Source organism: Streptomyces sp. NEAU-YJ-81 (genome assembly GCF_017592595.1).
Lineage (GTDB): Bacteria > Actinomycetota > Actinomycetes > Streptomycetales > Streptomycetaceae > Streptomyces > Streptomyces hygroscopicus_B.
Window position 1 is genome coordinate 1 of sequence record NZ_JAGFNO010000064.1, and the last position, 24,544, is coordinate 24,544.

17 protein-coding genes are annotated in these 24,544 nt (G+C 72.0%); 5 read left to right on the forward strand and 12 right to left on the reverse strand.

Translation table 11 applies throughout. The features are described from left to right. Nucleotides 1–548: 548 nt before the first annotated feature. The gene (locus tag J5X86_RS48530; protein ID WP_208522987.1) at nucleotides 549–1,166 is read right to left on the reverse strand and encodes a hypothetical protein; all 618 of its coding nucleotides are present in this window, start codon (nucleotides 1,164–1,166) and stop codon (nucleotides 549–551) included. A gap of 136 nt (nucleotides 1,167–1,302) precedes the next feature. Continuing rightward, nucleotides 1,303–2,760, reverse strand: coding sequence for an adenosylhomocysteinase (ahcY, locus tag J5X86_RS48535; protein ID WP_078641819.1), 1,458 nt, complete (start codon nucleotides 2,758–2,760; stop codon nucleotides 1,303–1,305). 410 nt (nucleotides 2,761–3,170) lie between these two features. On the opposite strand from ahcY, the gene J5X86_RS48540 reads away from it, so the two are divergent. Next, the gene (locus J5X86_RS48540) at nucleotides 3,171–5,369 is read left to right on the forward strand and encodes a fructose-specific PTS transporter subunit EIIC (RefSeq protein WP_208522988.1); all 2,199 of its coding nucleotides are present in this window, start codon (nucleotides 3,171–3,173) and stop codon (nucleotides 5,367–5,369) included. Between the two features lie 298 nt (nucleotides 5,370–5,667). Here J5X86_RS48540 and J5X86_RS48545 read toward each other — a convergent pair whose 3' ends face one another. The 7 genes from J5X86_RS48545 to J5X86_RS48575 form a co-directional block, all read right to left on the reverse strand. Then, nucleotides 5,668–6,591: a cation diffusion facilitator family transporter gene (locus J5X86_RS48545; RefSeq protein ID WP_208522989.1), complete on the reverse strand. Its 924-nt coding sequence runs from the start codon at nucleotides 6,589–6,591 to the stop codon at nucleotides 5,668–5,670. Nucleotides 6,592–6,696: 105 nt separating this feature from the next. Then, nucleotides 6,697–7,893, reverse strand: coding sequence for a mannose-6-phosphate isomerase, class I (gene manA / locus J5X86_RS48550; RefSeq protein ID WP_208522990.1), 1,197 nt, complete (start codon nucleotides 7,891–7,893; stop codon nucleotides 6,697–6,699). Nucleotides 7,894–8,053: 160 nt separating this feature from the next. Beyond that, on the reverse strand, nucleotides 8,054–9,361 hold the full coding sequence (locus tag J5X86_RS48555; protein ID WP_208522991.1) for an SIS domain-containing protein: 1,308 nt from the start codon (nucleotides 9,359–9,361) through the stop codon (nucleotides 8,054–8,056). 78 nt (nucleotides 9,362–9,439) lie between these two features. Continuing rightward, nucleotides 9,440–9,622: a Trm112 family protein gene (locus J5X86_RS48560; protein ID WP_078641824.1), complete on the reverse strand. Its 183-nt coding sequence runs from the start codon at nucleotides 9,620–9,622 to the stop codon at nucleotides 9,440–9,442. A 202-nt stretch (nucleotides 9,623–9,824) separates the two neighbouring features. Further along, entirely contained in the window at nucleotides 9,825–11,183 is a 1,359-nt protein-coding gene (locus J5X86_RS48565; protein WP_208522992.1) for a phosphomannomutase/phosphoglucomutase, read from the reverse strand. A gap of 182 nt (nucleotides 11,184–11,365) precedes the next feature. Continuing rightward, nucleotides 11,366–12,982: an L-lactate permease gene (locus tag J5X86_RS48570; RefSeq protein ID WP_208522993.1), complete on the reverse strand. Its 1,617-nt coding sequence runs from the start codon at nucleotides 12,980–12,982 to the stop codon at nucleotides 11,366–11,368. 219 nt (nucleotides 12,983–13,201) lie between these two features. After that, on the reverse strand, nucleotides 13,202–13,657 hold the full coding sequence (locus J5X86_RS48575) for a DUF3499 domain-containing protein (RefSeq protein ID WP_119989156.1): 456 nt from the start codon (nucleotides 13,655–13,657) through the stop codon (nucleotides 13,202–13,204). Nucleotides 13,658–13,999: 342 nt separating this feature from the next. On the opposite strand from J5X86_RS48575, the gene J5X86_RS48580 reads away from it, so the two are divergent. Next, nucleotides 14,000–14,419, forward strand: a complete 420-nt coding sequence (locus J5X86_RS48580; RefSeq protein ID WP_014061194.1) for a metallopeptidase family protein — start codon at nucleotides 14,000–14,002, stop codon at nucleotides 14,417–14,419. 158 nt (nucleotides 14,420–14,577) lie between these two features. Here the strand turns inward: J5X86_RS48580 and J5X86_RS48585 are convergent, their stop codons facing one another. From J5X86_RS48585 to J5X86_RS48595, 3 genes are all read right to left on the reverse strand, one after another. After that, a complete protein-coding gene (locus J5X86_RS48585; RefSeq protein WP_208522995.1) occupies nucleotides 14,578–16,143 on the reverse strand; it encodes a DUF5719 family protein in 1,566 nt (521 codons plus the stop codon). Then, entirely contained in the window at nucleotides 16,140–20,180 is a 4,041-nt protein-coding gene (locus tag J5X86_RS48590; RefSeq protein ID WP_208522996.1) for a glycosyltransferase family 2 protein, read from the reverse strand. Before J5X86_RS48590 ends, J5X86_RS48585 begins: the two co-directional genes overlap by 4 nt. A 337-nt stretch (nucleotides 20,181–20,517) precedes the next feature. After that, nucleotides 20,518–20,781: a WhiB family transcriptional regulator gene (locus J5X86_RS48595; RefSeq protein ID WP_004952403.1), complete on the reverse strand. Its 264-nt coding sequence runs from the start codon at nucleotides 20,779–20,781 to the stop codon at nucleotides 20,518–20,520. A gap of 711 nt (nucleotides 20,782–21,492) precedes the next feature. On the opposite strand from J5X86_RS48595, the gene J5X86_RS48600 reads away from it, so the two are divergent. The 3 genes from J5X86_RS48600 to J5X86_RS48610 are packed head-to-tail and all read left to right on the forward strand — an operon-like array spanning nucleotide 21,493 to nucleotide 24,510. Further along, entirely contained in the window at nucleotides 21,493–22,026 is a 534-nt protein-coding gene (locus tag J5X86_RS48600) for a cysteine dioxygenase family protein (RefSeq protein WP_208522997.1), read from the forward strand. Between the two features lie 49 nt (nucleotides 22,027–22,075). Further along, nucleotides 22,076–23,047, forward strand: coding sequence for a 2-phospho-L-lactate transferase (cofD, locus tag J5X86_RS48605; protein WP_208522998.1), 972 nt, complete (start codon nucleotides 22,076–22,078; stop codon nucleotides 23,045–23,047). Then, on the forward strand, nucleotides 23,044–24,510 hold the full coding sequence (locus tag J5X86_RS48610) for a coenzyme F420-0:L-glutamate ligase (protein WP_208522999.1): 1,467 nt from the start codon (nucleotides 23,044–23,046) through the stop codon (nucleotides 24,508–24,510). The genes cofD and J5X86_RS48610 overlap by 4 nt, the downstream gene beginning before the upstream one ends. The last annotated feature ends 34 nt before the right edge of the window (nucleotides 24,511–24,544 follow it).

The window sequence follows — 24,544 nt, forward strand, 5'->3', positions numbered from 1 at the left end:
GTCCGAGATGGACGGGGTATCAACATATCTGGCGTTGACTTTTGGCACGCTGTTGAGTTCTCAAGGAACGGACGCTTCCTTTGAAACCGTTTCACCGGTCTCTCCGGGCGCTTCCCTTCGGTGTTTCCAACCTTACCAGATTCTTTTTCGGTCCGTTTCCGGTCCGAATTCTGATTCCGGTGGCCGTTGGAGGGGCCTTTGCCTTTCGGCGTGTTTTCGACTTTAGCAGACACGCATCCGCCGAACCTAATCGGCTTCGGATGATGCCCGCGGGTGTCAAAGATGCTCCGTTGGATTTCCATCCGTCTGCGGAGCGAGTTCAGATTAAGCGTCTGTGAGTGAGCAGACACTGCTCACCACAACCGTTTAAACCTACCTCCCCGGGTGAACCTCGTCAAGGATCCTGGGGAAGATTCTTTGTGCGGCGTCACCGAAGTGCCTACGCTCTCCATCTGCCGCGACATTTCAGCGTACGCATCTGCACTCCCTGCGTCAAGGGAACCCCAGAAGATTTTCAACGTCGCAGGTCAGGGGGGGTGTGGCGGCGGTCAGGCCGCGAAGGACGACGGCGGGCTCTCCAGGTCCTCGAGCTCGATGCCGGGGGCGGCGAGGACCACGTCGCCGGCGATATGGATCGTCCGGACCTCTCCGGTGTCCAGTTCGCTGACCTGGTATTCATCCACAACGAGTGGACCAGTGTCGGTGGTGTGTCCGGCTCTGTCGCGAAGTGCCCAGGACTGGTCCAGGGTCAGGGGCGCGAGGACCGGATCGGTGAAGGCCACGAGGCGGACGCGGACGGCTCCGGCGCCCGGCTCCAGCCGCAACAGGCGGGAGATGGCGACCAGGAAGGCCGGGGAGGCACCGGTGAAGGCGTGGGCGCCGACATTGCCCTCGGCCGCGTGCTCCCCGGTGGGATCCGTACGGACCCAGGTGACCCCGTCCAGTGCGGCGCCCTTGACCTGCCAGCTCGCCGCGTGCAGCTCGACCCTGAGCGGTCGGCCCAGCTCGTCGAGGGTGAGGTCCACGGACCCGGCGTGATCGCCGGAAGGTGAGGTCCGCTGTGCGACATAGCGCCATCCGCTGGGGCCGGGCGCGCACTGGAAGTGCTCCTCACCCAACGGGGTGTGGTCGTGCGGGTCGTGGAGGGAGTAGCGGCCGCGAGGCATGGTGAGGTCCTTGACGAGCGTCGGGCCCGCCCCGCCGGACGGCGCGGACGGGCCCTGGGGCCCCCGCCGGGGCGGGGGCCGGGTCAGCGGCCGCCGACCGTGCGGTCGGCGGGGCCGGTGCGATCAGCGGATGTGATCAGTAACGGTAGTGCTCGGGCTTGTACGGGCCCTCGACCGGGACGCCGATGTAGGCGGCCTGCTCGGGCCGGAGCGTGGTCAGCTTCGCCCCCAGCGCGTCCAGGTGGAGGCGGGCGACCTTCTCGTCCAGGTGCTTGGGGAGCACGTAGACGTCGGTCGGGTACGACTCCGGCTTGGTGAAGAGCTCGATCTGGGCGATGGTCTGGTTCGCGAAGGAGTTGGACATCACGAACGACGGGTGACCGGTCGCGTTGCCGAGGTTCAGCAGACGGCCCTCGGAGAGCACGATGAGCGTCTTGCCGTCGGGGAAGGTCCAGGTGTGGACCTGCGGCTTGACCTCGTCCTTCACGATGCCCGGGAGGGCGGCGAGGCCGGCCATGTCGATCTCGTTGTCGAAGTGGCCGATGTTCCCGACGATCGCCTGGTGCTTCATCTTGGCCATGTCCGCGGCCATGATGATGTCCTTGTTGCCGGTCGTGGTGATGAAGATGTCGGCGGTCTCCACCACGTCGTCCAGGGTGGCGACCTGGTAGCCGTCCATCGCGGCCTGCAGTGCGCAGATCGGGTCGATCTCGGTGATGATCACCCGGGCGCCCTGGCCGCGCAGCGACTCGGCGCAGCCCTTGCCCACATCGCCGTAGCCGCAGATGACCGCGACCTTGCCGCCGATCAGCACGTCGGTCGCGCGGTTGATGCCGTCGACCAGGGAGTGGCGGCAGCCGTACTTGTTGTCGAACTTGGACTTCGTCACCGCGTCGTTGACGTTGATCGCCGGGAAGAGCAGCAAGCCGTCCCGCTGCATCTCGTAGAGGCGGTGAACGCCGGTGGTGGTCTCCTCGGTGACCCCGCGGATCTCGGAGGCCAGCTGCGTCCACTTCTGCGGGTTCTCGGCGATGGTGCGGTTCAGCAGCTCGAGGATGACGCGGTGCTCGTCGTTCTCGGCGGTGGCGACGTCAGGGGCGGCGCCGGCCTTCTCGTACTCGACGCCCTTGTGGACAAGGAGGGTGGCGTCGCCACCGTCGTCCAGGATCATGTTGGGCCCGCCGGTGGGGGTGCCGGGCCAGGTCAGGGCCTGCTCCGTGCACCACCAGTACTCCTCCAGGGTCTCGCCCTTCCAGGCGAAGACCGGGATGCCCTGCGGGTTCTCCACAGTGCCGTTCGGACCGACGGCGATCGCGGCCGCGGCGTGGTCCTGGGTGGAGAAGATGTTGCAGGAGGCCCACCGGACCTCGGCGCCAAGGGCGGCCAGGGTCTCGATCAGCACGGCGGTCTGCACGGTCATGTGCAGCGAGCCGGTGACACGGGCGCCGGCCAGGGGCTGCTGCTCGGCGTACTCCTTACGGATCGCCATCAGGCCGGGCATCTCATGCTCGGCGAGGGTGATCTCCTTACGGCCGAAGGCAGCCAAGGAGAGGTCCGCGACCTTGAAGTCCTGACCGGAGACGGCTGTCGTCATGAGTGCTGCTCCTCCTCGATCGTGTGCGAGCGAGAGTGGTTTCGGCTGGGCATGTGAGGCGCTGGGCAGGGCCCCGCGCAGCGGGCACACCTATCCCCTTCTACCTCACAGTGCGCAGTCCGTCGGAGGCCCTCTCTCCCTCGGCCGACCCGGTGTACGGGCCGCCCGACCGCCATCAGCAGCGACGTCTGGCTCGGTCACGAATCTACACCGATCGGCGCGGCGAACCCCAGCCCCCATGGGCCATCTTCGGCCGTAAGGCCATGACCTGCGCCGACGGCCACGCCGCTCGGGGAGCCCGGTGGCTCACCCCGTCGCTTTGATCTGGCCGGATGTATTGCACGATGCCGCGAGCGCGGGGACGCTGGCAGCTTCCCGCGCCCGCTCAATGCGTTGTTAAGGAGAACCACGTGACCAGTCCAGCCGATCCCCCCAACGGTGCGGGGGCCAGCGGACCGGGGCTCAAGCTGCTCGCGGTGACCGCTTGTCCCACGGGTATCGCCCACACCTATATGGCCGCCGAGAAGCTGGCTCAGGCGGCGGAGTCACTCGGCCACAGCATGAAGGTGGAGACCCAGGGCTCGATCGGGGCCGAGAACGTTCTATCTGACAACGATGTCAGTCAGGCCGACGGCATCATCATCGCCGCCGACAAGGACGTCGACCGCAGCCGTTTCATCGGTAAGAGAGTGCTCGTCGTCGGGGTCGCCGACGGCATCCACCGCCCGGAGCGGCTGATCGAGCAGGTGCGCGACGCGCCGGTGTACCAGGGCGATGGCCATGAGACCCAGCGCGCCGCCGCCTCGGCGGCTTCCGGCGGCGGTAAGGGGCGCAGCGTCACCTATAAGGCGCTCATGAACGGCGTCTCGTACATGATCCCGTTCGTCGTGGTCGGTGGTCTGCTGATCGCGGTCTCGCTCGCCCTGGGCGGTGATACGACGTCCAAGGGCATCGTCATCCCCGACGACTCCTTCTGGAAGACGGTCAACGACATCGGGAGCGTCGGCTTCGAGCTGATGATCCCGGCCCTGTCCGGCTATATCGCCTACGCCATCGCGGACCGGCCCGCGCTGGTGCCGGGCATGGTGGGCGGCTGGATCGCGGCCCACGGCGAGCTGTACGACAGCGAGGCGGGCGCCGGTTTCATCGGGGCGATCGTCACCGGCTTCCTGGCCGGCTATCTGGTGCTGTGGATCAAGCGGGTCAAGGTTCCGAAGTTCGTCCAGCCGATCATGCCGATCATCGTGATCCCGATCGTGGCGACCTCGGCGCTCGGCCTCTTCTTCATCTATGTCCTCGGCGAACCGATCTCCTGGGTCTTCGAGCGCCTCACCGACTGGCTCGGTGGGCTGACCGGCACCAGCGCGGCACTGCTCGGCATCATCCTCGGGCTGATGATCGCGTTCGACATGGGCGGTCCGGTCAACAAGACCGCGTTCCTCTTCGGTGCCGGGCTGGTGTCCAAGAACCCCGAGGTCATGGGGGCGTGTGCGGCGGCCATTCCGGTTCCGCCGCTGGGCCAGGGGCTGGCCACGCTGCTGCGCCGCCGGATGTTCGACGACCAGGAGCGGGAGACCGGGCTCGCGGCGCTCTTCATGGGCTTCTTCGGCATCACCGAGGGCGCCATTCCGTTCGCCGCGGCGCGTCCGGCACGGGTCATCCCGGCGAACATGCTGGGCGGCGCGGTCGCCGGGGCGATAGCCGGGGTGGCGTCGGTCGAGGACAACGTGCCGCACGGCGGGCCGATCGTCGCGGTGCTCGGAGCGGTCGGCGGGGTGCCGATGTTCTTCGTCGCGGTTGTCGTCGGTACGGCGGTTACGGCGCTGGTCACGATCGCGCTGATGTCGCTGGGCGGCGGCGGGCGGGGTGCCCATGCGGATGCGGATGCGGCGGGGGCCGCGGAAGCCGTCTCCTTGGTTCCGTCGCCGGCGGGTGTGCCGGTGCTGGCCGGGGTGGGCAGCGGGGGCGGTACGGGGGCGGCGAGCGGCGCCGTGGCGGATTCCTCGGCGAGCGGTGCCGTGGCTGCCTCTGACGCCACTGCCCCTAAGGCTGTATCCGTCTCGGCCGCTGAGCCGCGGGACGGCGGTAAGGCCGAGGCCGCTCCCGAGGCCGCGCTCGAGACTGAAGCCGCTCCCGAGGTCGATGCCGCGGACCAGGTGCTGTCCGGCTATCTCACCGAGCAGACCGTGAAGGAGCGCCTGGCGGCGGACGGTAAGGACGCCGCGATCCGCGAGATGGCCGAGCTGCTGGCCGCGACCGGCAAGGTGGCGGATAGGGCGGAGCTGGTCCGGGCCGCGTTCGCCCGGGAGGACCAGGGCACCACCGGTCTCGGCGAGGAGATCGCGATTCCGCATGCCAAGACGGACGCGGTGACCGCTCCCGTCGTCGGCTTCGCGCGCTCCCCCGAGGGCATCGAGTGGGGCGCGCCGGACGGCACGAAGGCCAGGCTGGTGTTCATGATCGCGGTGCCGGAGGCGGCCGCGGGCGATGAGCATCTGCGGATTCTGGCGCTGTTGTCGCGCAAGTTGATGGGTGCCGAGTTCCGGGAGCGGTTGCTGGGGGCGGCGGATGTGGGGGCGATTCTGCGGGTGCTCGGGGAGATCGAGTAGGCCCCTTGTGGGCAGCCCCCCTATCGGCAGCCCCTCGTGGGCAGGTGCGCCCCGGTTGCGTGTGCGGCGTATGCCGTCGGCGGCCGGGGCGCATTTGCGGGTGTGGCCCGGCCGTTCGTGCGGGGCGCGCCGTCGGCGGCCAGGGCGCGTTGCCGGGTGCCGGCCGGTGGCCGGTTTGTGCCCACCCGTTCCGCCCCGCGGAACGAATGCCCACAAACCGGCAGGGCGGTGCCGGCCCCTCGTGCCCGTGGTTCTCAGGTTCGAAGGGCCGGCGGCGGGGCGGCTCTGCCGCATGCGTTCAGGTGGGGGTGGATGTACGGAGGATGTCCGGTTCCAGATAGATGACGCGGGCGATGGGGACCGCCTCGCGGATGCGCGCCTCCGCGGCGTCGATGGCGCGGGCGACCTCCACCGCCGTGTCGTCGTGCTGCACCGCGATCTTGGCGGCGACCAGCAGTTCCTCGGGGCCGAGGTGGAGCGTGCGCATGTGGATCAGCCCGGTGACGGTCTCGCCGTCCACGACCGCTTCGCGGATCTTGGCGACCTCGGTGACGTCGGCCGCCTCACCCAGCAGCAGCGACTTGGTCTCGGCCGCGAGCACCAGGGCGATCAGCACCAGCAGGACGCCGATGCAGAGGGTGCCGATGCCGTCCCAGACGCCGTCGCCGGTCAGCAGCGCGAGCCCGACACCGCCGAGCGCGAGGACCAGGCCGACGAGGGCGCCGAGGTCCTCCAGGAGGACGACGGGCAGTTCGGGGGCCTTGGCCCGGCGCACGAACTGCGACCAGCTCAGCTTGCCGCGGATCTCGTTGGACTCCTTGATGGCCGTGCGGAAGGAGAAGCCCTCGGCGATGATCGCGAAGACGAGCACCCCGACCGGCCAGTACCAGTGCTCCACCTCATGGGGATGCTTGATCTTCTCGTAGCCCTCGTACAGCGCGAAGACACCGCCGATGGTGAACAGCACGATGGAGACGAGGAAGCCGTAGATATAGCGCTCGCGGCCGAAGCCGAAGGGGTGCTCGGGGGTGGCCTCGCGCTTGGCCTTCTTCCCGCCGAGGAGCAGCAGCCCCTGGTTGCCCGAGTCGGCGAGCGAGTGCACGCCTTCGGCGAGCATCGACGACGAGCCGCTGAAGGCGAACGCCACGAACTTGGCTGCGGCGATAGCCAGGTTCGCGCCCAGCGCGGCAACAATCGCCTTGGTTCCGCCTGATGCACTCATATGTGCCGAATGTCCCTTCCGCTTCATTACAGCTCATGGCGGCTTTGCCAGCGCTTTACCGCCTCACGGCGGGCCATTGTTCCAGCCCTTCGAACGGGCCGTACGTCAGGCCGTCACTGTGGCCCTGAACACAGTGCCGTCGCCGCCCAGTACGGCCTCCTCACCGGCCGGTACGAAGGCCGACTGCCCGCGCGTCAGCGGGAGTTCGCCGTCCGCGCCGCGCAGGGAGACCTCGCCCGAGGCGCACAGCAGGATCTGCGGCCCGGCCGCCGGGAGCGGGCGCGGGGCGGCGCCGTCGGCCAGGACGTGGCGGGAGAGCCGGAACTCGCCGATCGGGGTGGTGTAGAGCTCCTCACCGGAGGGCTCCGCCTCGGGCCGCAGGACCGCGGGGGCGGCGCTTTCGAAGCGGACGACGCGCAGCAGCTCGGGGACGTCCACATGCTTGGGTGTGAGCCCGCAGCGCAGCACATTGTCGGAGTTGGCCATGATCTCGACGCCCAGGCCGTCGAGATAGGCGTGCGGTACTCCGGCGCCGAGGTAGAGCGCCTCGCCGGGCTGGAGGGTCACGAAGTTGAGCAGCATCGCGGCGATCACCCCGGGGTCGCCCGGGTAGTGCTGCGCGATGGAGGCGTACGCCGCGTACGCCGGGGCGTGCGGTCCGTCCAGCGCGCCGAGCCGCTCGGCGGCGGCCGCTGCCTGCCTTACGGTCTCCGTCATCGCCTCAGGGTCGGCCGTCAGCACGGCGGTCAGCACCTCGCGCAGGGCGTGCGACTCCGGGTGGGCGTGCAGGATGTCGACGTACGGCTTGAGCGAGTCGACCTCCAGGGCGGCCAGCAGTTCGGCCGCCTCGTTCGGGTCGCGGAAGCCGCACAGCCCATTGAACGGCGTGAGCGCGCATATCAACTCGGGCTTGTGGTTGGCGTCCTTGTAGTTGCGATGCGGGGCATCGGCCGGAACGCCGCGCTCCTCCTCGTCCGCGTAGCCCTCCTTGGCCTGCTCGAGGTCGGGGTGGACCTGGAGCGACAGCGGCGAGGCGGCGGCCAGCACCTTCAGCAGGAACGGCAACTGCGGCCCGAAGAGGCTTACGGCGTCCGCGCCGAGCTCGCCCTCGGGATCCGCGGCGATCACCTCGGAGAGCGCGACGGGGCCCGTGCCCCGGTCGACCCGGGACGGCGCCCCGGGGTGTGCCCCCATCCACATCTCGGCCTGCGGCTCCCCGGTCGGCCGGACGCCCAGCAGCTCGGGGATGGCGGTGGTGGAGCCCCAGGCGTAGGGGCGCACGGTGTTGACGAGGCGGTCCATGCGGTGCGGTTCCTGACTGTGCAGTGAGGGACGTGGGGCGGGTGGGTGCGTGGTCTACGGCGTCACGTTCTGGAGGTCTGTTCCAGAGGTCTACGGCATCACGTTGTCGAGGTCTACGGCGTCACGTCGTCGCGGTCCACGGCGTCACGTTCTGACGGCGTCAAGTTCTATCGGCCGAAGCGAGCGCGAGGTAAACGGCGGCGAAATCCGTGATGGCGAGAAGTTCCGCGGCGCTCTCCAGCGGGGTGCCCTCGGCCGGTTCCAGCTCGCTGAACGCGGTGTCATGCGCCAGCGCGAGCTCCCGGGCGGTCGGCACCGCCGAGACCGGGCCCACCGGCTCCTCGTGGAGCAGCACGATCCGGGCGCGGAGCGCCTCGGCCTCCTCCACCCGGTCGCGGAAGAAGTCGTCCGGGTCGGCCCCGCCCGCGAACGCCCCGGTCAGCATCGCGCCATGTGCGGCGAGCGCCCCGGGGAGCTCGGCGACGAGCGCGGGGCGCCCGGCGAGCGACGCGAGCAGCCTCGCGAAGCGCCGCCCGGTCGCGGCGGCGACCGGGCCCTCGGTCCACAGCAGCGGAAGCGCCCCGGCGAGCTCGGCCGCGAGCGTCTTGGCGGGGTTGGTGTAGGTGGCGATGGCCGGGCCGCAGCGCTCGGCGACCTGGTCGAGCCGGTCGGCGACCTGCAGCAGCGCGGCGGGCGACGCGGACACCAGGCCGATCCGGTCGACCAGCAGCAGCAGCGGCGTGAGCAGGGCCCACAGCGTGCCGGGCAGCGCGGGGCCGGTCATCTCGTCGGGGGCGGTGCCGGGCGGCTCGACGGGGTGCGGGACGGAAGGCGTCCCGTACGTGCCGGGGGCATCGCCCAGGGCGCCCTCGGCGCGGGCGGTGTCGTCGTCCTCGGCCGTGCCGGGCGCGTGCGGGTCCCTGCGGTACGGATCGGTGCTGTACCCGCCCGTGGCGTACGGGGCCGAGGCGTGCGGCGCCGTGGCCAGCGGCACCATCAGGCCGCGCGCCTGCGCGACCGCGTCGGCCAGCGGGGACTGGCCCGGGGCGACCGCGACGATCGCGCAGCCGCGGCGGTACGCCTGCTCGACAAGGCGCGGAAGGCCCGGTTCCGTACCGTCCGGCGTCGCGACGACCAGCAGGTCGAGCGGGCCCGCCCAGCCGGGCAGCGTCCAGCGCAGGGCGCCCGGCGCGGGGGCCACGCCGGTGGGCGCGATCAGGCTGACCGGGCAGTTGCCCCCGCTGAGCGCGCCGAGGAGGTCGGCGGTGCAGGTTCCGGCCGCCCCTGGGCCCGCGACCATGACGGCGCGCGGCCGCCCGTCCGGTTTGAGATCGCCGATCCCCGCCTCGGTGGCATGCCGGGCGGCGGTGCGGATGCGGGCGCCGGATTCGGCGGCTCCGCGGAGCAGCCCGCGGCTATCGGCGCGGGCTAGGGCCTCTGGGGCGTCGAGGAGGGATTCGTCGAGCATCGTGCTTCGGCCTCCGATCGCCGTGGCGGGCGGTACGCGCGGGACCGCGCGGGGCTGGGGCTCCGGCGGGCCGCCGGGTCAGGCCGGGCGGCGGGCCTCGTCGACGAGCAGCACGGGGATGCCGTCCCGGACGGGGTACGCGAGACCGCACCCCTCACCCGTGCACACCAGCTCGGGGGTCTCCGGGGACTGCTCCTCGCGCAGCGGGGCGTGGCACGCCGGGCAGGCGAGGATGTCCAGAAGACCGGCTTCGAGCGGCATGGGGCGTCCCTTCGGGTATGGGTCCAGCCGGACATCGGCCCGGCGTGGTCAGCGTACCGCCGGGCGGGGGCGGGGCGCGGCCGGTGGGCACCGGAGCCCGGGGGCTCGCCCCCGGGCTCCGGTAACGCCGTGCGCCCCGCGTGCGGTGCCCGCCGTAAGGACGCGGACGGCCGCGGGGTCCGCGCGCGGACGGCCGTAAGGCTTACGCGCGGACGATGGAGAGGACCTCGTCGCGGACCCCGGCCACCCGCTCCGCGTCCCGCGCCTCCACGTTCAGCCGCAGCAGCGGCTCGGTGTTGGAGGGGCGGAGGTTGAACCACCAGTCGGCGGCGGTGACCGTAAGGCCGTCGAGTTCATCGAGCTCGACACCTTCGCGGCCCTCGTACGCCGCCTTGACCGCCTCCATGCGCCCGGTCTGGTCGTCGACGGTGCTGTTGATCTCCCCGGAGGCCGCGTACCGGTCGTACTGCGCGACCAGCTCCGACAGCGGGCCCTTCTGGCCGCCGAGCGCGGCCAGGACGTGCAGGGCGGCCAGCATGCCGGTGTCGGCGTTCCAGAAGTCGCGGAAGTAGTAGTGCGCGGAGTGCTCACCGCCGAAGATCGCGCCGGTGCGGGCCATCTCGGCCTTGATGAAGGAGTGGCCCACGCGGGTGCGGACGGGGGCGCCGCCGTTCTCCTTGACGACCTCCGGGACCGACCACGAGGTGATGCAGTTGTGGATGACCGTCCCACCCGGGTGCTTGCCCAGCTCGCGGGCGGCGACCAGGGCGGTGATGGCGGAGGGGGACACCGGTTCGCCGCTTCCGTCCACGACGAAGCAGCGGTCGGCGTCGCCGTCGAAGGCGAGCCCGAGGTCGGCGCCGGTCTCCAGGACCCGGGCCTGCAGATCGACGATGTTCTTGGGGTCGAGCGGGTTGGCCTCGTGGTTGGGGAAGGTGCCGTCCAGCTCGAAGTAGAGGGCGTCGAGTTCGAGCGGGAGCCCCTCGAAGACGGTCGGGACGGTGTGGCCGCCCATGCCGTTGCCCGCGTCCACGACGACCTTCAGCGGCCGGATGGCGGTCAGGTCCACCAGCGAGCGCAGATGGGCGGCGTAGTCGGCGAGGACGTCCCGCTGGGTGATGGTGCCGGCCTCGGCGGCGGGCGCGGGCGCGCCGCTGTCGGCCCATTCCTCAACCAGGGCGCGGATGTCGGCGAGCCCGCTGTCCTGGCCGATGGGGGCGGCGCCCGCGCGGCACATCTTGATGCCGTTGTACTGCGCGGGGTTGTGGCTGGCGGTGAACATCGCGCCGGGCAGGCCGAGATGTCCGCTCGCGAAGTAGAGCTGATCGGTCGAGCACAGCCCGATCTCGGTCACATCCACCCCGAGCGAGGCGGCGCCACGCGCGAAGGCCCGCGCCAGGCCGGGCGAGGAGGGGCGCATGTCATGGCCGACGGCGATCGCGTCCGCGCCGGTCACCCGGGCGAAGGCGGCGCCGAAGAGTTCCGAGAGCGACTCGTCCCACTGGTCCGGGACCACACCGCGCACGTCGTACGCCTTCACGATCTGCGACAAGTCGGGCACAGCCAACCCCTTCTGGAGGTCCTGGTGAAGATGTCTCTGCGGACGCCTGGGGGACGTCCCTACGGACCTCAAAACCTACCCGCAGGACCTGGGCCGGAACTGTGAGCCCCGTCGCGCGGCGTGCTGCCGGGCCTCCCGGGCCGGGTCACGGCATGGCGTGCTGCCGGGCGCCCCCGGCCGGGTCACGGCAGCATCCAGCTCAGCAGGAACGACGACTGCGCGACGACGATGAGGCACATCACCAGCAGCAGCGCGAGGCTCCACGGCAGCACCTTACGGAGCAGATCCCCCTCGCGCCCCTTCAGTCCGACCGCCGCGCAGGCGATGGTGAGGTTCTGCGGGGAGATCATCTTGCCGAGCACCCCGCCCGAGCTGTTGGCCGCGGCCAGCAGCTCCGGGGAGAGCCCGGACTCATGGGCGGCGGTCACCTGGAGGGCGCCGAAGAGGGCGTTCGCGGAGGTGTCCGAGCCGGAGACGGCGACGCCGAACCAGCCGAGCACCGGGGAGAGGAAGGCCAGCCCGGCCCCGGCGGCCGCGACGAAGTGCCCGATGCTGGCGGCCTGCCCGGAAAGATTCATGACATAGGCGAGCGCGAGCACCGAGGTGACCGTAAGGATCGCATGACGCAGTTCGTGCACCGTGGCCGTCCACTCCCGCGCGGCGTCGCGGGCGGTCACCCCCAGCACGGCGACGGTGGCCACTCCGGCCACCAGCACCAGGGTGCCGCCGGTGGCGATCAGCGGCATCGAGAAGACATTGGCGCCGACCGGCTTGCCATCGGGCGCCGCGACGTCCAGGAAGGGCCAGTTGAAAGTGCGGGTGGCCTTGGCCAGGAGGTCCTTGACCGGGCCGATCTGGGCGATGGAGAAGATCGCGACGATGAGCGCGTACGGCGCGTAGGCGCGCAGCACCTCGGGGCGCGGGTCCTCACGGTCCAGGTCGTCGCTGCGTACGCCGGTGAGCACGGCGGCGCGCACCGGCTCCTCGGCGGGGCGCCGGGCGGCGGGCATGGCCACCAACGCGGCCGCGCCGGCCAGCGCCGCCGCGATGTCGGCGAGCTGGACGGAGAGGTAGTTGGAGACGGTGAACTGGGCGACGGCGAAGGCGACCCCGCAGGCGAGCGCGGGCGCCCAGGTCTCGCGCAGCCCGCGTCGGCCGTCCACGAGCGCGACCAGCAGCAGCGGGACGACGAGGGCGAGCAGCGGGGTCTGCCGCCCCACGACGGAGGCGACGGAGTCCAACGGCAGCCCGGTGACCTGAGCCAGCGTCACCACGGGGGTGGCCATGGCGCCGAAGGCGACCGGCGCGGTGTTGGCGACGAGCGCGACGACGGCGGCGCGCACCGGGTCGAAGCCGAGCGCCACGAGCATGACCGAGCAGATCGCCACGGGTGCGCCGAACCCGGCGAGCGCCTCCAGGAGCGCACCGAAGCAGAAGGCGATCACGAGGGCCTGGACGCGGGGGTCGTCCGAGAGCCGGCCGAAGGAGCGGCGCAGCACGTCGAAGTGGTCGGTGCGGACGGTCATCCGGTACACCCACAGGGCGTTGACGACGATCCACAAGATGGGGAAGAGACCGAAGAGCGCCCCCTGGACGGCGCTGGAGAGAGCCTGGCCGACGGGCATCCCGTACGGGAGGCAGGCGACGAGCGCGGCGACGACGAGCCCGATGGGGCCCGCGTAGTGGGCGCGCATCCGCACCCCGCCGAGCAGGACGAGGACGGTGACGAGGGGAAGGGCTGCGACGAGGGCGGACAGGGAGAGTGAATCGGCGACGGGGTCCAACTGCTGCACGAACACACGGGCCTCCCGGCATGGGCCATCCCTGGAAGGTCACATCCGTAATGCGGAAACGGAGGACCCTGGCGTGCAGGCATGGTCGTGTCCGCGCCAAGTCCCAGTCAATGCTCCGTCAGCAAGTGATCCCAAGAAGGGGCCGGAGAGACCGCGAGACGTTCGCGAGAAGATCGCGGGGAAAGTGCGGGAAGATCGCGGGGGGAAAGTGCGGCGAGCAGCCGATCAGGACTCGGGCGACCGCAGGACCCGCAGATGGCCGCGGCGCGCGACCTCACGCGGGTCGCCCTCCCGGCCGCCGTGTCCGCTCCCGGCCCCGGAGCCTCCCGAACCGGACGCCGCCCCCGCCGCGCGCTCATGCGGGCGGGCGGCCTCGCGGACCGCGTTGGCCAGCGCCTCCAGATCGTCACCGCTGGGCCGCGTCGGACCGGTGTCGACGGCGAGCCGGACGACCTCCCAGCCACGCGGGGCGGTAAGCCGCTCCGAGTGCTCCGAGCACAGGTCGTAGCAGTGGGGCTCGGCGTAGGTGGCGAGCGGCCCGAGAACGGCGGTCGAGTCCGCATAGACGTACGTCAGCGTCGCGACGGCGGGGCGGCCGCAGGCGGTGCGCGAACAGCGACGTACAGGGCTCACGACGTTGGACGGTACCGCACTCTTGAGCGGGCCGCGACGACTCTCCACCAGCTCACTCCGCCGTGTCGTCCTGGTTCGCCCCGTGCACCCGAAACGTGAACTTACCGGTTGACCAGCATGGACTTCCGGCGCGACAAAAACCGCCGACAACGAATCCGGTCAGCACTCGAACCGAGAGAGATCATCCTGGGCCAGAGAAGCGACGCAAGAGACGTCCGTTTTTGGACCCAAGCATGGCTGGAATGCTCATTTGGCGACATCCGGCACGGCTGTCCGGTAAGCGCATGGGAGGCGGGCGGGCGACGGCTACCCTCGTGAGTGATGACCAGGCCCGTACATCCCCAACAGTCCGAGCCGCGCCCTCGCCGTCGCGACCGCCACGGACGAGGTATGCGCGGCCCTATCGCGCCGCCCCAGGTGCCGCTCTCGGTCAGCCGTGCGGAGTCCTTCGTCGATCTGGTGCAGGACTCGGCGGAGCGGCTGGAGAGACGCTGGCCACAGCTTTCCGGAGTCGACTTCACGGTGCTGGAGGTGCCCACGTCGGGACTCGGCGGCCCGGGGCCGGGCGGGGGCCCGGACGGGCACGGCGGACCGGACGGCTGGGACGGCGAATCCGTGCCGCTCGGGCGCTTCATCGCGGCTCGCGGGGACGCGCCGGACCGGATCGTGATCTACCGCCGCCCGGTCGAGATCCGGGCGAAGAACCGGGACGAGCGGGCGCTGCTGGTGCACGAGGTCGTGGTCGAGCAGGTGGCGGAGCTGCTGGGGCTGGCCCCGGAGTCCGTGGACCCGCGGTACGGACAGGAGTAGCGGGCGGCGGCACCCCAAGGCGCGAGGCGCCCCGAGGGACGAGACGCCCAGAGACGCGACGCGCCCCGGGGCGGGCCGCGAACCTCCGTGGCACGCCTCGGCACGGGCCGCAGGACCCCAAGACCCAGGAGCGGCCCTGGTCGCCCCCAGGCGCGGCCCTAGTCGTCGTTGAGCAGGGACAGGTCCTGGCCCGCCTCGGGCACCGCGACCATGCCCCGGTCGTCCGGCAGCGGCTGGATCGTGAACATCGGGACCCCGTCCTGCGGCAGCGCCAGCATCCGCGAGGCGTGTACCGGGCCGCCGGAGAGCCGCTCGACCGTCACCGCGTACGGGCCCTTGCCCGAGGCCGGGCGCGGCGGCTCCAGGGCCTGGGTGGTGCCGCCCTTGACCTCGTAGGTCTTGCTGACGGGGCTGCCGCCGCCGGCGCCCGCTGAGGCGGTGATCCGCACCTTGGCGGTCGCTCCCGGCGCCACCAGGGAGAGCGTCGAGCCCTTGGTGCGGTTGTCGGCCGCGGTGGCGCTGCGCTCGATCGCGCCGGTCGCCGGGATGAACGCCGTCTCCTGGTCGCTCCCCTTGCCCCGGGTCACCTGGAGCCCGGCCACGACCGGTGTGGCCGGGCCGTCGCCGCCCTCGGGGGTGAGCAGCAGCGAGCCGGGCTCGCCCTTGGTCACGTCGCCGAGGTCGATCGCGGTCGTCATCCCGCTCTTGACGTGCAGTGACTCATGTCCGGCGGGGGTGATCGAGTTGTTCGGCCCGGCCAGCCGCACCTTGAGGTCCGCGTCGTCGGCCCCGGGCGCGAAGACGACCAGGCGCGCCGAGGTGGCGTCCTTGGGGAGGCCGGGGATCGCCACGCTCGTCGAGGGCACGGCGGAGGCGGGAAGCCAGTCGCTCCCCGCCTTCTGGTCCACGGCCTGTACGGCCGCGCCGATCCGGCCGGTACGGGCCGTCACGCGGAGCGAGGCGCTGGCCGCCCGCTGGTCGGTGAGGGTCGAGAGCAGGACCGGGACCGTGGAGCGGGGCGGGACCGTGATCGACTCGTCGGTCGAGGGCTTCAGCCGGCCGCTCGGTCCGTAGAGCTTCAGATCCACCTCGGCGGCGGCGTCGTCCGGGTTCGTCAGATGGACGAAGTCCTGGCGGTTCCGGTCGGTGCTGACACCGGGGAACCAGAAGTCCGTGTCGGGCGCCGTGCACGCGGTGCCCAGGATGCCGCGTCCGCTGCCCGCGTCGATCGTGGTGGTCTGCTGGACGGTCCAGCCGGGCGCGAAGCGGCCGTCGGCGGTGCCGATGAGCGCGGGGGCGCCCTCGCTGTCCTGGTCGGTGGTGACAGGCTTGCCGGGCTCCTTCAGGGGCAGTACGGGCTTGTCGCCGCCCGGGGACGCCTGACCGCCCTTCTTGTCGCCCTTGCCGTTCTTGTCGCCCTTACCGCCGTCGTCGCCGGGATCCGTCACGTCATCAGCGGGGTTCTGGGCGGGCAGCAGTTCGGCGGTGCCGTCCTTGGCGTCCACGCCGTCCCGCTTGGGCGTGTACGCGGTGTAGGTGGTGCTGCTCACCTCCGAGGAGGAGGGCGTCGGGCACAGCAGCGTCGAGCGCTGCACGGGCAGCCGGGTGGCGGCCTTCGCGGCGGAGTCCGCGTCATCGGAGGAGCCCCCGGTGAGGGCCGCGACGCCGGTGACGGCGGCCAGCGCCGTGGCGGCGCCGATCAGGGACAGGGTGGTGCGGTTCATCGCTGCTGCTCGCTCCCGTCGCGGCGGTCCTCGGGGTCGGCGCCGCCGTACGTCGTATCGCCCTGCGGGGGGTAGCCGCCGTCGGGGTAGGGCTGCTGCTGGTCGTAGCCGTAAGGGTCGGCGTACTGGCCGCCCGCGTACGGGTCCGCCGGGTACTGGCCCTCCTGGTACTGGCCCTGGCCCTCCTGGTAGCCCGCCGGATAGCCGGTGTCCTGATAGCCGCCCTGGTAGTCACCGGCCGGGTACTGGCCACCGGGGTACTGACCCGGGTAGCCCTCGCCCTGGTACTGCCCGCCTTGGTACTGCTCCCCCTGGTACTGACCGGGCGGGTACTGGCCGTATCCGGCGTCGGCGTACGTCTGCGCGTCCCACTGCTGCCCGTACTGCTCCTGATGCGGCACGGCCTGCTGCTGATGCGGCACCGCCGGGTACGGATCTCCGGCGGCCGTCTGGTCGCCGTACGGATCGTTCGCCACCGGCTGGTCGCCGTAAGGGTCGTTCGCCGCGGCCTGGTCGCCGTAAGGGTCACCCATGGCCGCCGGCTCGACGGGCGGCTGCATCGGCGGCTCGCCCGGCTGCGGGGGAATCTCGTCCGGCAGCGGGGGCATGGCGTCCGCGGCGGCCGGATCCGCCTCCGGCCGCCCCTGGGTGGCCTCGGCCTGCACGGCCTGCGCCTCCGCGGCGGCCCGCAGCCGCCGCGCCCGGCGTCCGTCGCCCGCCATGTCCTCGGCGGTGATGACGGCGGCCGCGGCCTCCGCGTCCGGCAGGTCGTCGTCGACGTCCCGGCGGCGGCCCGGCAGCGCGAGCACCAGCAGCACGATCGCGAGCAGCCCCTGCGCCCACACCCACGCGGTGTGCGTGATGGGCGTGTCGTAGGTGAGGTCCAACCGGCCGCCGTTCGCCGGGAGTTCGAAGCCCTGCGCCCAGCCGTCGACCGTCGTCGCCTTCAGCGGCTTGCCGTCGAGCGTGGCCTGCCAGTCGGGCGCGGACCGGTCGGCGATCCGCAGCACCCGCCCGGCCGTGCCGTCCGGCACCGTGGTGTGCGTCTCGACGGGGCCGGACGCCACATGCACCGGCTTGGCCGCCGCCCCGCCCGCCGGACGGCCGGAGGACTCCGCCGGGACGATGGAGACCCGCGAGACCCGCTGGTCGACCCGCCACAGCACGCCGCCGTGCTCGCGGCTGAGCTGGGTGAGGCCCGGGGTCGCGTTCAGCACCCGCTCCATCTCGGACGGCGCGCCCTTCTGGACGTACACGTAGCGCACCGCGTAGCCGCCGAGCTGACGGGTCTGGTCGGCGCCGGAGCCCGCGATCAGATTGGCCACGACACCGTCGAGCCGGGTGTCGGCGCCGCCGGCCGCCGCGAGTTCGCCCTCGCCCAGCCGGGCGCCGGAGCCGCGCACCAGGGCGTAGTCGGCGTGCGCGGCGCTGCTGCCGCCGCCGAGCACCAGGGTGCGGGCCTGGTCCTCGGTGGCGCTCTCGGCCGCCACGAACGCCGGAACCTGCGAGGGGTCGCGCCGCCCCACCGGACCGTCGGCGCCGCTCACCATCCAGCTGACGGCGGCGTACAGCGGCGCGGCGACCGTGGCGACCGCGATCAGCAGCGCCACCGGCTGGCGCCAGCCGAAGCTCTGCGCCGCGACCCGCTCGCGTGCGTTCTCGGCGCCGACCACACCTGCGGTCAGCAGCGCCAGGCCGTAGACGAGGGTCGCGGGCCCGGCCCAGCCGGAGCCGCCCGTGAACGCCGCGAAGAGGAAGCCGGTGAGCGCCACGACCCACGCGGTGCGCACGACCGTCTGCCGCTCCCCGCGCATCAGCGCGGCGAGCGCGGCCAGGACGAAGCCGAGCAGCAGCAGCGTGCCGCCGCCCTTGGGGCCGCCGGGGCTGAGCGCGAGCAGGTCCAGGGCGGACGCGGAACCGGCGCCGCGGTCCAGCCCGGCCTCCTCGAGGAAGCGGGCGGGGTCGGTAAGGAGGTCGAGCGACCAGGGCGCGAGCACGACGAGCGGGGTGACGGCCACGGTCAGGAACCGCAGCCCGTACCCCATGAGCTGCTCGGTGCCGCTCTGCCGGTGGCGCAGCACGAGCACAGCGGCGCCCAGGAGGAGCGCCATCGGCCAGACGACCGGGGTGAAGGCCATGGTGAACGTCAGCAGCAGCGCGTACGCCCACGCCGCCCGCCAGCTCGGCAGCCGCGTCCCATTGCTCGTGAACCCGCTCGCCGCGGCAGCGGCCCGGGCCATCAGCGGCAGCAGTATGGCGAGCACGGCGGTGCCGAGCCGCCCGCCCGCGAGCGCCCCGGTCGCGGCCGGGAGGAAGGCGTACGCGACGCTCCCCCAGGCGCGCAGCAGCCGGGACTCGACCAGCGGCCGGGAGGCGAAGTACGCGATGAACCCGGCCAGCGGCACCGAACAGACCAGCAGCAGGGTCAGCGTGAAGCCCGTGGAGCCCAGGAAGACCGTGCCCAGCGCGGCGAGGGCGGCCAGATACGGCGGCGCGGACTGCGTCCCGCCGGTGCCGACCGGATGCCAGCCGTCCACATAGCTCGACCACAGCTCGGAGACATGAGCGGGCGCGGGCAGCAGGGCGCCGCCCGCGAGCGCGCCCGCACCGAGCAGATCCCGGCAGGCGACCAGCGAGACCACCAGCAGGACGAGGAAGAGCATCGGCCCGGGCTTGCGCGCGATCCGCTTGAGCCTGGCGAACTGCTCGACCTCCAGAAAGTCGGCGTCATCGCCGCCGGGCCCGGACTCGACCGCGCCGTGCCGCCCGCCGGACGACAGCTCGGGCTCGGAACGGCCGCCTATATTGCTGGCGACCTGCTCGACCGTCGCCCTTACGGTCGCGCCGGGCGGCGGGAACAGCGGCCGCAGCTCGCTCGGCTCCGCCGCGGGGCGGCCTCTGCGCTTGCGCGCGGCGAGGACCCGCCCCGGCCGCAACAAGATGCCGAAGAGACCGGCGACCTCGTCCAGGGCCTGCCCCGGCACCTTGCCCACGAGATAGGCCAGGGTGCGCAGCAGCGTGCCGAACAGAAGCCGCAGCATCACATAGGGCAGCAGCGCGCCGCGGGTGTTGACCAGCAGGGTGTAGACGGCGCCGGCCTTGTCCACGCGATGGGGGTTCGCCACGGAGCGCCCCACGCAGTCGATGGGCCGCCGCTCGCGCGCGGACGCCTCCGCATGCCGCAGTACGGCGTCCGGAGCGATCAGCACCTGGTGCCCGGCCGCCTGGGCGCGCCAGCACAGGTCGACGTCGTCCCGCATCAGGGGCAGCCGGGTATCGAAACCACCCAGCTCCTCCCATACGTCGCGGCGCACCAGCATGCCCGCGCTGGACACCGACAGCACGGGGCGCACCTGGTCGTGCTGGCCCTGGTCCTGCTCGCGCCGCTCCAGACCGGTCCAGCGGCGGCCACTGCGGGCGATACTGACACCGACTTCGAGTAGCTGCCGGCGGTCGTACCAGCCGCGCAGCTTGGGGCCGACGATCGCGGGCTCGCGGTTGGCGGTGAGCTCGGCGTCGACGACCCGCAGCAGCTCGGCCAGGGCGTCGGGCTCGGGCGCGCAGTCGTCGTGCAGCAGCCACAGCCACTGGACGGGCTCGCCGTGCGGCAGCTCCGGCAGGTCGTACGCGTCATCGCGCCAGGTCCGGTTGACGGGGTCCCAGCCGCTGGGGCGCTTGAGGTACGTGAGCTCCTCGGGGCCGAGCTCCGGGGCCGTACGGACCGCCTCGGCGACGGCCGTGCCGAAGCCGCTGCGGCGCGCCATATGGAGCACCCGCTCCTCGCCGAGGGTCTCGGTGAGCAGCCGGGCGGAGTCGTCGGCGCTGCCGGTGTCGGCCGCGACGACGCTCTGGACGGGGCGCTCCTGGCCGAGCAGACCGGACAGCGCGTCGGGCAGCCAGCGGGCGCCGTCGTGGGCGACCAGGACGGCGGTGACGACATGACGCGGATAGGCCGGTGCCTGAACCGGTTCTTGAGCGGGCGCAAACGCGGCGTTGGCGGCCGGATATTGGGCCGCCTGGTGGCTGTGCACGGACATCGAGGTACGGGCCCCGGTTCGCTGGACTGCGGTGGACGCGCGCGCCCCCTGGGGGCGTTGGAGCGTCTCGGACGGGGCCCCACACTAACGGCTGTGTATGCGACCGGTCCGCCTCCCGTCACCATGCGGGCGGGGGCGGACCGGTCGCGGTGGCTCAGCCCGCCGTGAACTGTGCGGATATGTCAGCGCGGGTCATACGGTTCCGGCAGGTCCGACGGGGCCGAGGAGTCGGCGGGCCGACGGGCCCTCGAGCCGGGCGCGGCCGACGGGACGGACAGGTCCGACGAGTCGACGGGACCGACGGGTCCGGCAAGTCAGACGGATCCGGCGTCGGGTGTCAGACGGCGGCCTTCTTCAGTCGGCGGCGCTCACGCTCGGACAGACCACCCCAGATGCCGAACCGCTCGTCGTTGGCGAGGGCGTACTCAAGGCACTCGGAACGGACCTCACAGGCGAGGCAGACCTTCTTCGCCTCACGGGTGGATCCGCCCTTTTCCGGGAAGAACGATTCGGGATCGGTCTGGGCGCACAGCGCGCGCTCCTGCCAACCGAGCTCCTCGTCCGCCTCTTCGACCAGCAGTTGCTGGAACAACTCGGTCATGTGCGCCCCTCGTCTGTCTTTGCGTCCCCGTGCCTGATGCCGTCGATGAACCGGCAGAACGACACGAGTGAAATTACAAGTGCGCCGATCCGGGCCAGTCAAGCCGAGATCTGCTATTGGGCCTCTTATTCACTCTGCGGAACCAAGGCTGCGCGGAAAGTGTTCAAATCGGCCTAAACGCGACACCTTCCCCATCCGACGCCCGAGTCCCTCCTCTCACGCTCACTGAGGAGGACGCCATCGACGCCGGTCCCGTTGCATCGCGCGGGAGATGGTGCGGGGTGGCGCGGGGGTCGTGCGGGATCGTGCAGGGGTGGTGCGGGGGTGGTGCGCGTCGATGCGCGTTGGTGCGCCCTCTCACCGGTACAACGCGCGCACAAACCTTTCTGCCTCCATAGCGACCTGATGAGGTGAACCTTGAGCTGAAACGTGAGATCAAGTTGACAGCGGCGCGGCGATCCGGGTCTCCTTGGTCGCATGTCAGTGACCCACGCGCCCCTGCCGACCCGTGACCACGGGTTCCGCTGCGCTGTGCAGGCTCGCTGTCGCTGTTCGAGCTGTTGATGCCCCCCGAGCTCCAGCTTTCTCCGCGTTTCTCTCGCTTCGCTTACGGCGTCTCGTCCTGAGACCGCGTTCGCACCGCACTTCGCGCCCTTACCGCGTCCCCTACGGCGCACCTCTCCGCGCCCTTCCCGCCGAGGAACCCCCGCCATGAACAGCGACGTCCAGATCGCCGGTGACCCGCTCGCCATCCCGCATCTGCTGCCGCCCGTACCCGCGCACCCCTCCACCGTCTCCGCCTTCGCGGGCCTGGCCCGCACCATCGCGGCCGACCGCGACGGCTGGACGTCGCTCGTCCAGTACGACGCCACCAGCCGCTGGTACCACCGGCTGCGCACCGGCCCCGGCTATGAGGTGTGGCTGCTCAGCTGGGTGCCCGGACAGGGCAGCGGAGCCCATGACCACGGCCGCTCCTCCGGGGTGCTGACCGTGCTCCAGGGCGAGCTCACCGAACGGGTGGGAACGCGCGGCGTGCGGCATGCGCTGTGCGCCGGCGCACAGCGCGTCTTCGCGCCCGGTTATGTGCACGACGTCGTCAACGACGCCCTCGAACCGGCCGTCAGCCTGCACATCTACTTCCCCGGGCTGACCGAGATGCCGCTGCACCCCACCCAGAGCGCCGAGTTGTCCGCCCCCGCGCGCCCTGCCGCGGCCCCCGGCACGCTGGGCGTCCCGGGTCGCTGAGCCGCCCCGAACGCCCGCGATGTCCGGGGCTGCTGCCAGACTGTCTCCCATGCGCATTGTGGTTCTGGCAGGCGGTATCGGCGGCGCCCGTTTCCTTCGCGGTCTGATGTCGGCGGCTCCGGACGCCGACATCACCGTCATCGGGAACACCGGCGACGACATCCACCTCTTCGGCCTCAAGGTCTGCCCCGACCTCGACACCGTGATGTACACCCTCGGCGGTGGCATCCACGAGGAGCAGGGGTGGGGCCGGGCCGACGAGACCTTCACCGTCAAGGAGGAGCTGGCGGCGTACGGGGTGGGGCCCGAGTGGTTCGGCCTCGGCGACCGCGACTTCGCCACGCACATAGTCCGTACGCAGATGATCGGCGCGGGCTATCCGCTGAGCGCCGTCACCGAGGCGCTGTGCGCCCGGTGGCAGCCGGGGGTGCGGCTGCTGCCCATGACGGACGACCGCGTCGAGACCCATGTCCTGATCGACGACCCGGACGCCCCGGACGGCGAGAGCCGTAAGGCCGTCCACTTCCAGGAGTACTGGGTGCGGCTGCGCGCCTCAGTGCCCGCCCACGCCGTCGTTCCCGTCGGCGCCGACCAGGCCAAACCGGCGCCCGGCGTCCTGGAGGCCATCGCCGACGCCGACGTCGTCCTCTTCCCGCCGTCCAACCCCGTCGTCAGCATCGGCACGATCCTCGCCGTGCCCGGCGTGCGCGAGGCCATCGCCGATGCCGGGATCCCGGTCGTGGGCCTGTCCCCCATCGTGGGCGACGCGCCCGTGCGCGGCATGGCCGACAAGGTGCTCGCCGCCGTCGGCGTCGAGTCCACCGCCGCCGCCGTCGCCAAGCACTACGGCTCCGGGCTGCTGGACGGCTGGCTCGTCGACACCGTGGACGGGGGCGCGGTCGATGAGGTCGAGGCCGCCGGGATCCGCTGCCGGGCGATCCCGCTGATGATGACGGACCTTGAGGCCACGGCGGCGATGGCGGCCGAGGCACTGGTGCTGGCGGAAGAGGTGCGGGGATGAGCGCGTTGCGGGACGGGGTGGTGGGCGTGCCGGGTGGCGCGTCGCAGGAGCTGCCGTCGTATCAGGTGTGGGCCCTCCCCGGTATGCCCGAGGTGCGGCCCGGTGACGACCTCGCCAAGCTCATCGCCGACGCCGCGACCTCCGGCGGTCTGCCGGGGCTCGCGCACGGCGATGTGCTGTTGGTCACCTCCAAGATCGTCAGCAAGGCGGAGGGGCGCGTCGTCGAGGCGACCGACCGCGAGGCGGCCATAGACGCCGAGACGGTGCGCGTCGTGGCGCGACGCGGCCGCACCCGGATCGTCGAGACCCGCCACGGCCTGGTCATGGCCGCCGCCGGGGTCGACGCCTCCAACACCCCTTCCGGCACTGTCCTGTTGCTCCCCGAGGACCCCGACGCCTCGGCGCGGGCGATCCGGGCCGGGCTGCGGGAAGTACTCGGCGTGGAGATCGGCGTCATCGTCACCGACACCTTCGGGCGGCCGTGGCGGACCGGGGTCACCGACGTCGCCATCGGCGCCGCCGGTGTGCGGGTCCTGGACGATCTGCGCGGCGGCGTCGACGCGTACGGAAACGCGCTGAGCGCGACCATCGTCGCCACCGCCGATGAGCTGGCCGCGGCGGGTGACCTGGTCAAGGGCAAGGCCGAGGGGTTGCCGGTGGCGGTGCTGCGCGGGCTTCCGCAGGTGGTGGCGTTCGAGGGGCTGGACGACGGGTCTGACGGGTCGAGCGAGCTTGACGGGGCGGGCGGGCTTGGCGGGTCCGGTGGGGCGGGCGGGCTTGGCGGGTCCGGTGGGCAAGATGTCGATGCAGGTGCGCGGGCGTTGGTGCGCGGTGCCGCGGACGACATGTTCCGGCTGGGCACCTCCGAGGCCGTGCGGGAGGCCGTGACGCGGCGCCGTACGGTCCGGGAGTTCACCGACGAGCCGGTGGACGGCTCGGCGGTGCGGCGCGCGGTCGCCGCCGCCGTCACCGCGCCGGCGCCGCACCATACGACGCCGTGGCGCTTCGTCCTGTTGGAGTCGGAGGAGTCGCGGACGCGGCTGCTGGACGCGATGCGGGATGCCTGGATCGCCGACCTGCGGGGGGACGGCTTCTCCGAGGAGAGCATCGCCAAGCGGGTGCGGCGCGGCGATGTGCTGCGCAAGGCGCCGTACCTGGTGGTCCCGTGCCTGGTCGCGGACGGCGCCCACACCTACCCCGACCCGCGGCGGAACACGGCGGAGCGCGAGATGTTCGTGGTCGCGGCGGGCGCCGGGGTGCAGAACCTGCTGGTCGCGCTGGCGGGTGAGGGGCTGGGGTCGGCTTGGGTGTCGTCCACGATGTTCTGCCGCCCGGTGGTGCGTGAGGTACTGGGCCTGCCGGACGACTGGGACCCGATGGGCACGGTCGCGGTGGGCCAGGCGGCAGTTCCGCCGGTGGCACGGCCGGAGCGGGGGGTCGAGGGGTTCGTGGTGGTGCGGTAGGGCGTCGGGTCCGGGGGTCGGGGCGGGGGCTAGG

Excerpts from the sequence above, each read along its gene's own strand:
- J5X86_RS48530 (WP_208522987.1), bottom strand. The coding sequence starts at position 1,166 with ATGCCTCGCGGCCGCTACTCCCTCCACGACCCGCACGACCACACCCCG.
- ahcY (WP_078641819.1), bottom strand. The coding sequence starts at position 2,760 with ATGACGACAGCCGTCTCCGGTCAGGACTTCAAGGTCGCGGACCTCTCC.
- J5X86_RS48545 (WP_208522989.1), bottom strand. The coding sequence starts at position 6,591 with ATGAGTGCATCAGGCGGAACCAAGGCGATTGTTGCCGCGCTGGGCGCG.
- manA (WP_208522990.1), bottom strand. The coding sequence starts at position 7,893 with ATGGACCGCCTCGTCAACACCGTGCGCCCCTACGCCTGGGGCTCCACC.
- J5X86_RS48555 (WP_208522991.1), bottom strand. The coding sequence starts at position 9,361 with ATGCTCGACGAATCCCTCCTCGACGCCCCAGAGGCCCTAGCCCGCGCC.
- J5X86_RS48560 (WP_078641824.1), bottom strand. The coding sequence starts at position 9,622 with ATGCCGCTCGAAGCCGGTCTTCTGGACATCCTCGCCTGCCCGGCGTGC.
- J5X86_RS48580 (WP_014061194.1), top strand. The coding sequence starts at position 14,000 with ATGCGCGGCCCTATCGCGCCGCCCCAGGTGCCGCTCTCGGTCAGCCGT.
- J5X86_RS48585 (WP_208522995.1), bottom strand. The coding sequence starts at position 16,143 with ATGAACCGCACCACCCTGTCCCTGATCGGCGCCGCCACGGCGCTGGCC.
- J5X86_RS48590 (WP_208522996.1), bottom strand. The coding sequence starts at position 20,180 with ATGTCCGTGCACAGCCACCAGGCGGCCCAATATCCGGCCGCCAACGCC.
- J5X86_RS48595 (WP_004952403.1), bottom strand. The coding sequence starts at position 20,781 with ATGACCGAGTTGTTCCAGCAACTGCTGGTCGAAGAGGCGGACGAGGAG.
- J5X86_RS48600 (WP_208522997.1), top strand. The coding sequence starts at position 21,493 with ATGAACAGCGACGTCCAGATCGCCGGTGACCCGCTCGCCATCCCGCAT.
- cofD (WP_208522998.1), top strand. The coding sequence starts at position 22,076 with ATGCGCATTGTGGTTCTGGCAGGCGGTATCGGCGGCGCCCGTTTCCTT.
- J5X86_RS48610 (WP_208522999.1), top strand. The coding sequence starts at position 23,044 with ATGAGCGCGTTGCGGGACGGGGTGGTGGGCGTGCCGGGTGGCGCGTCG.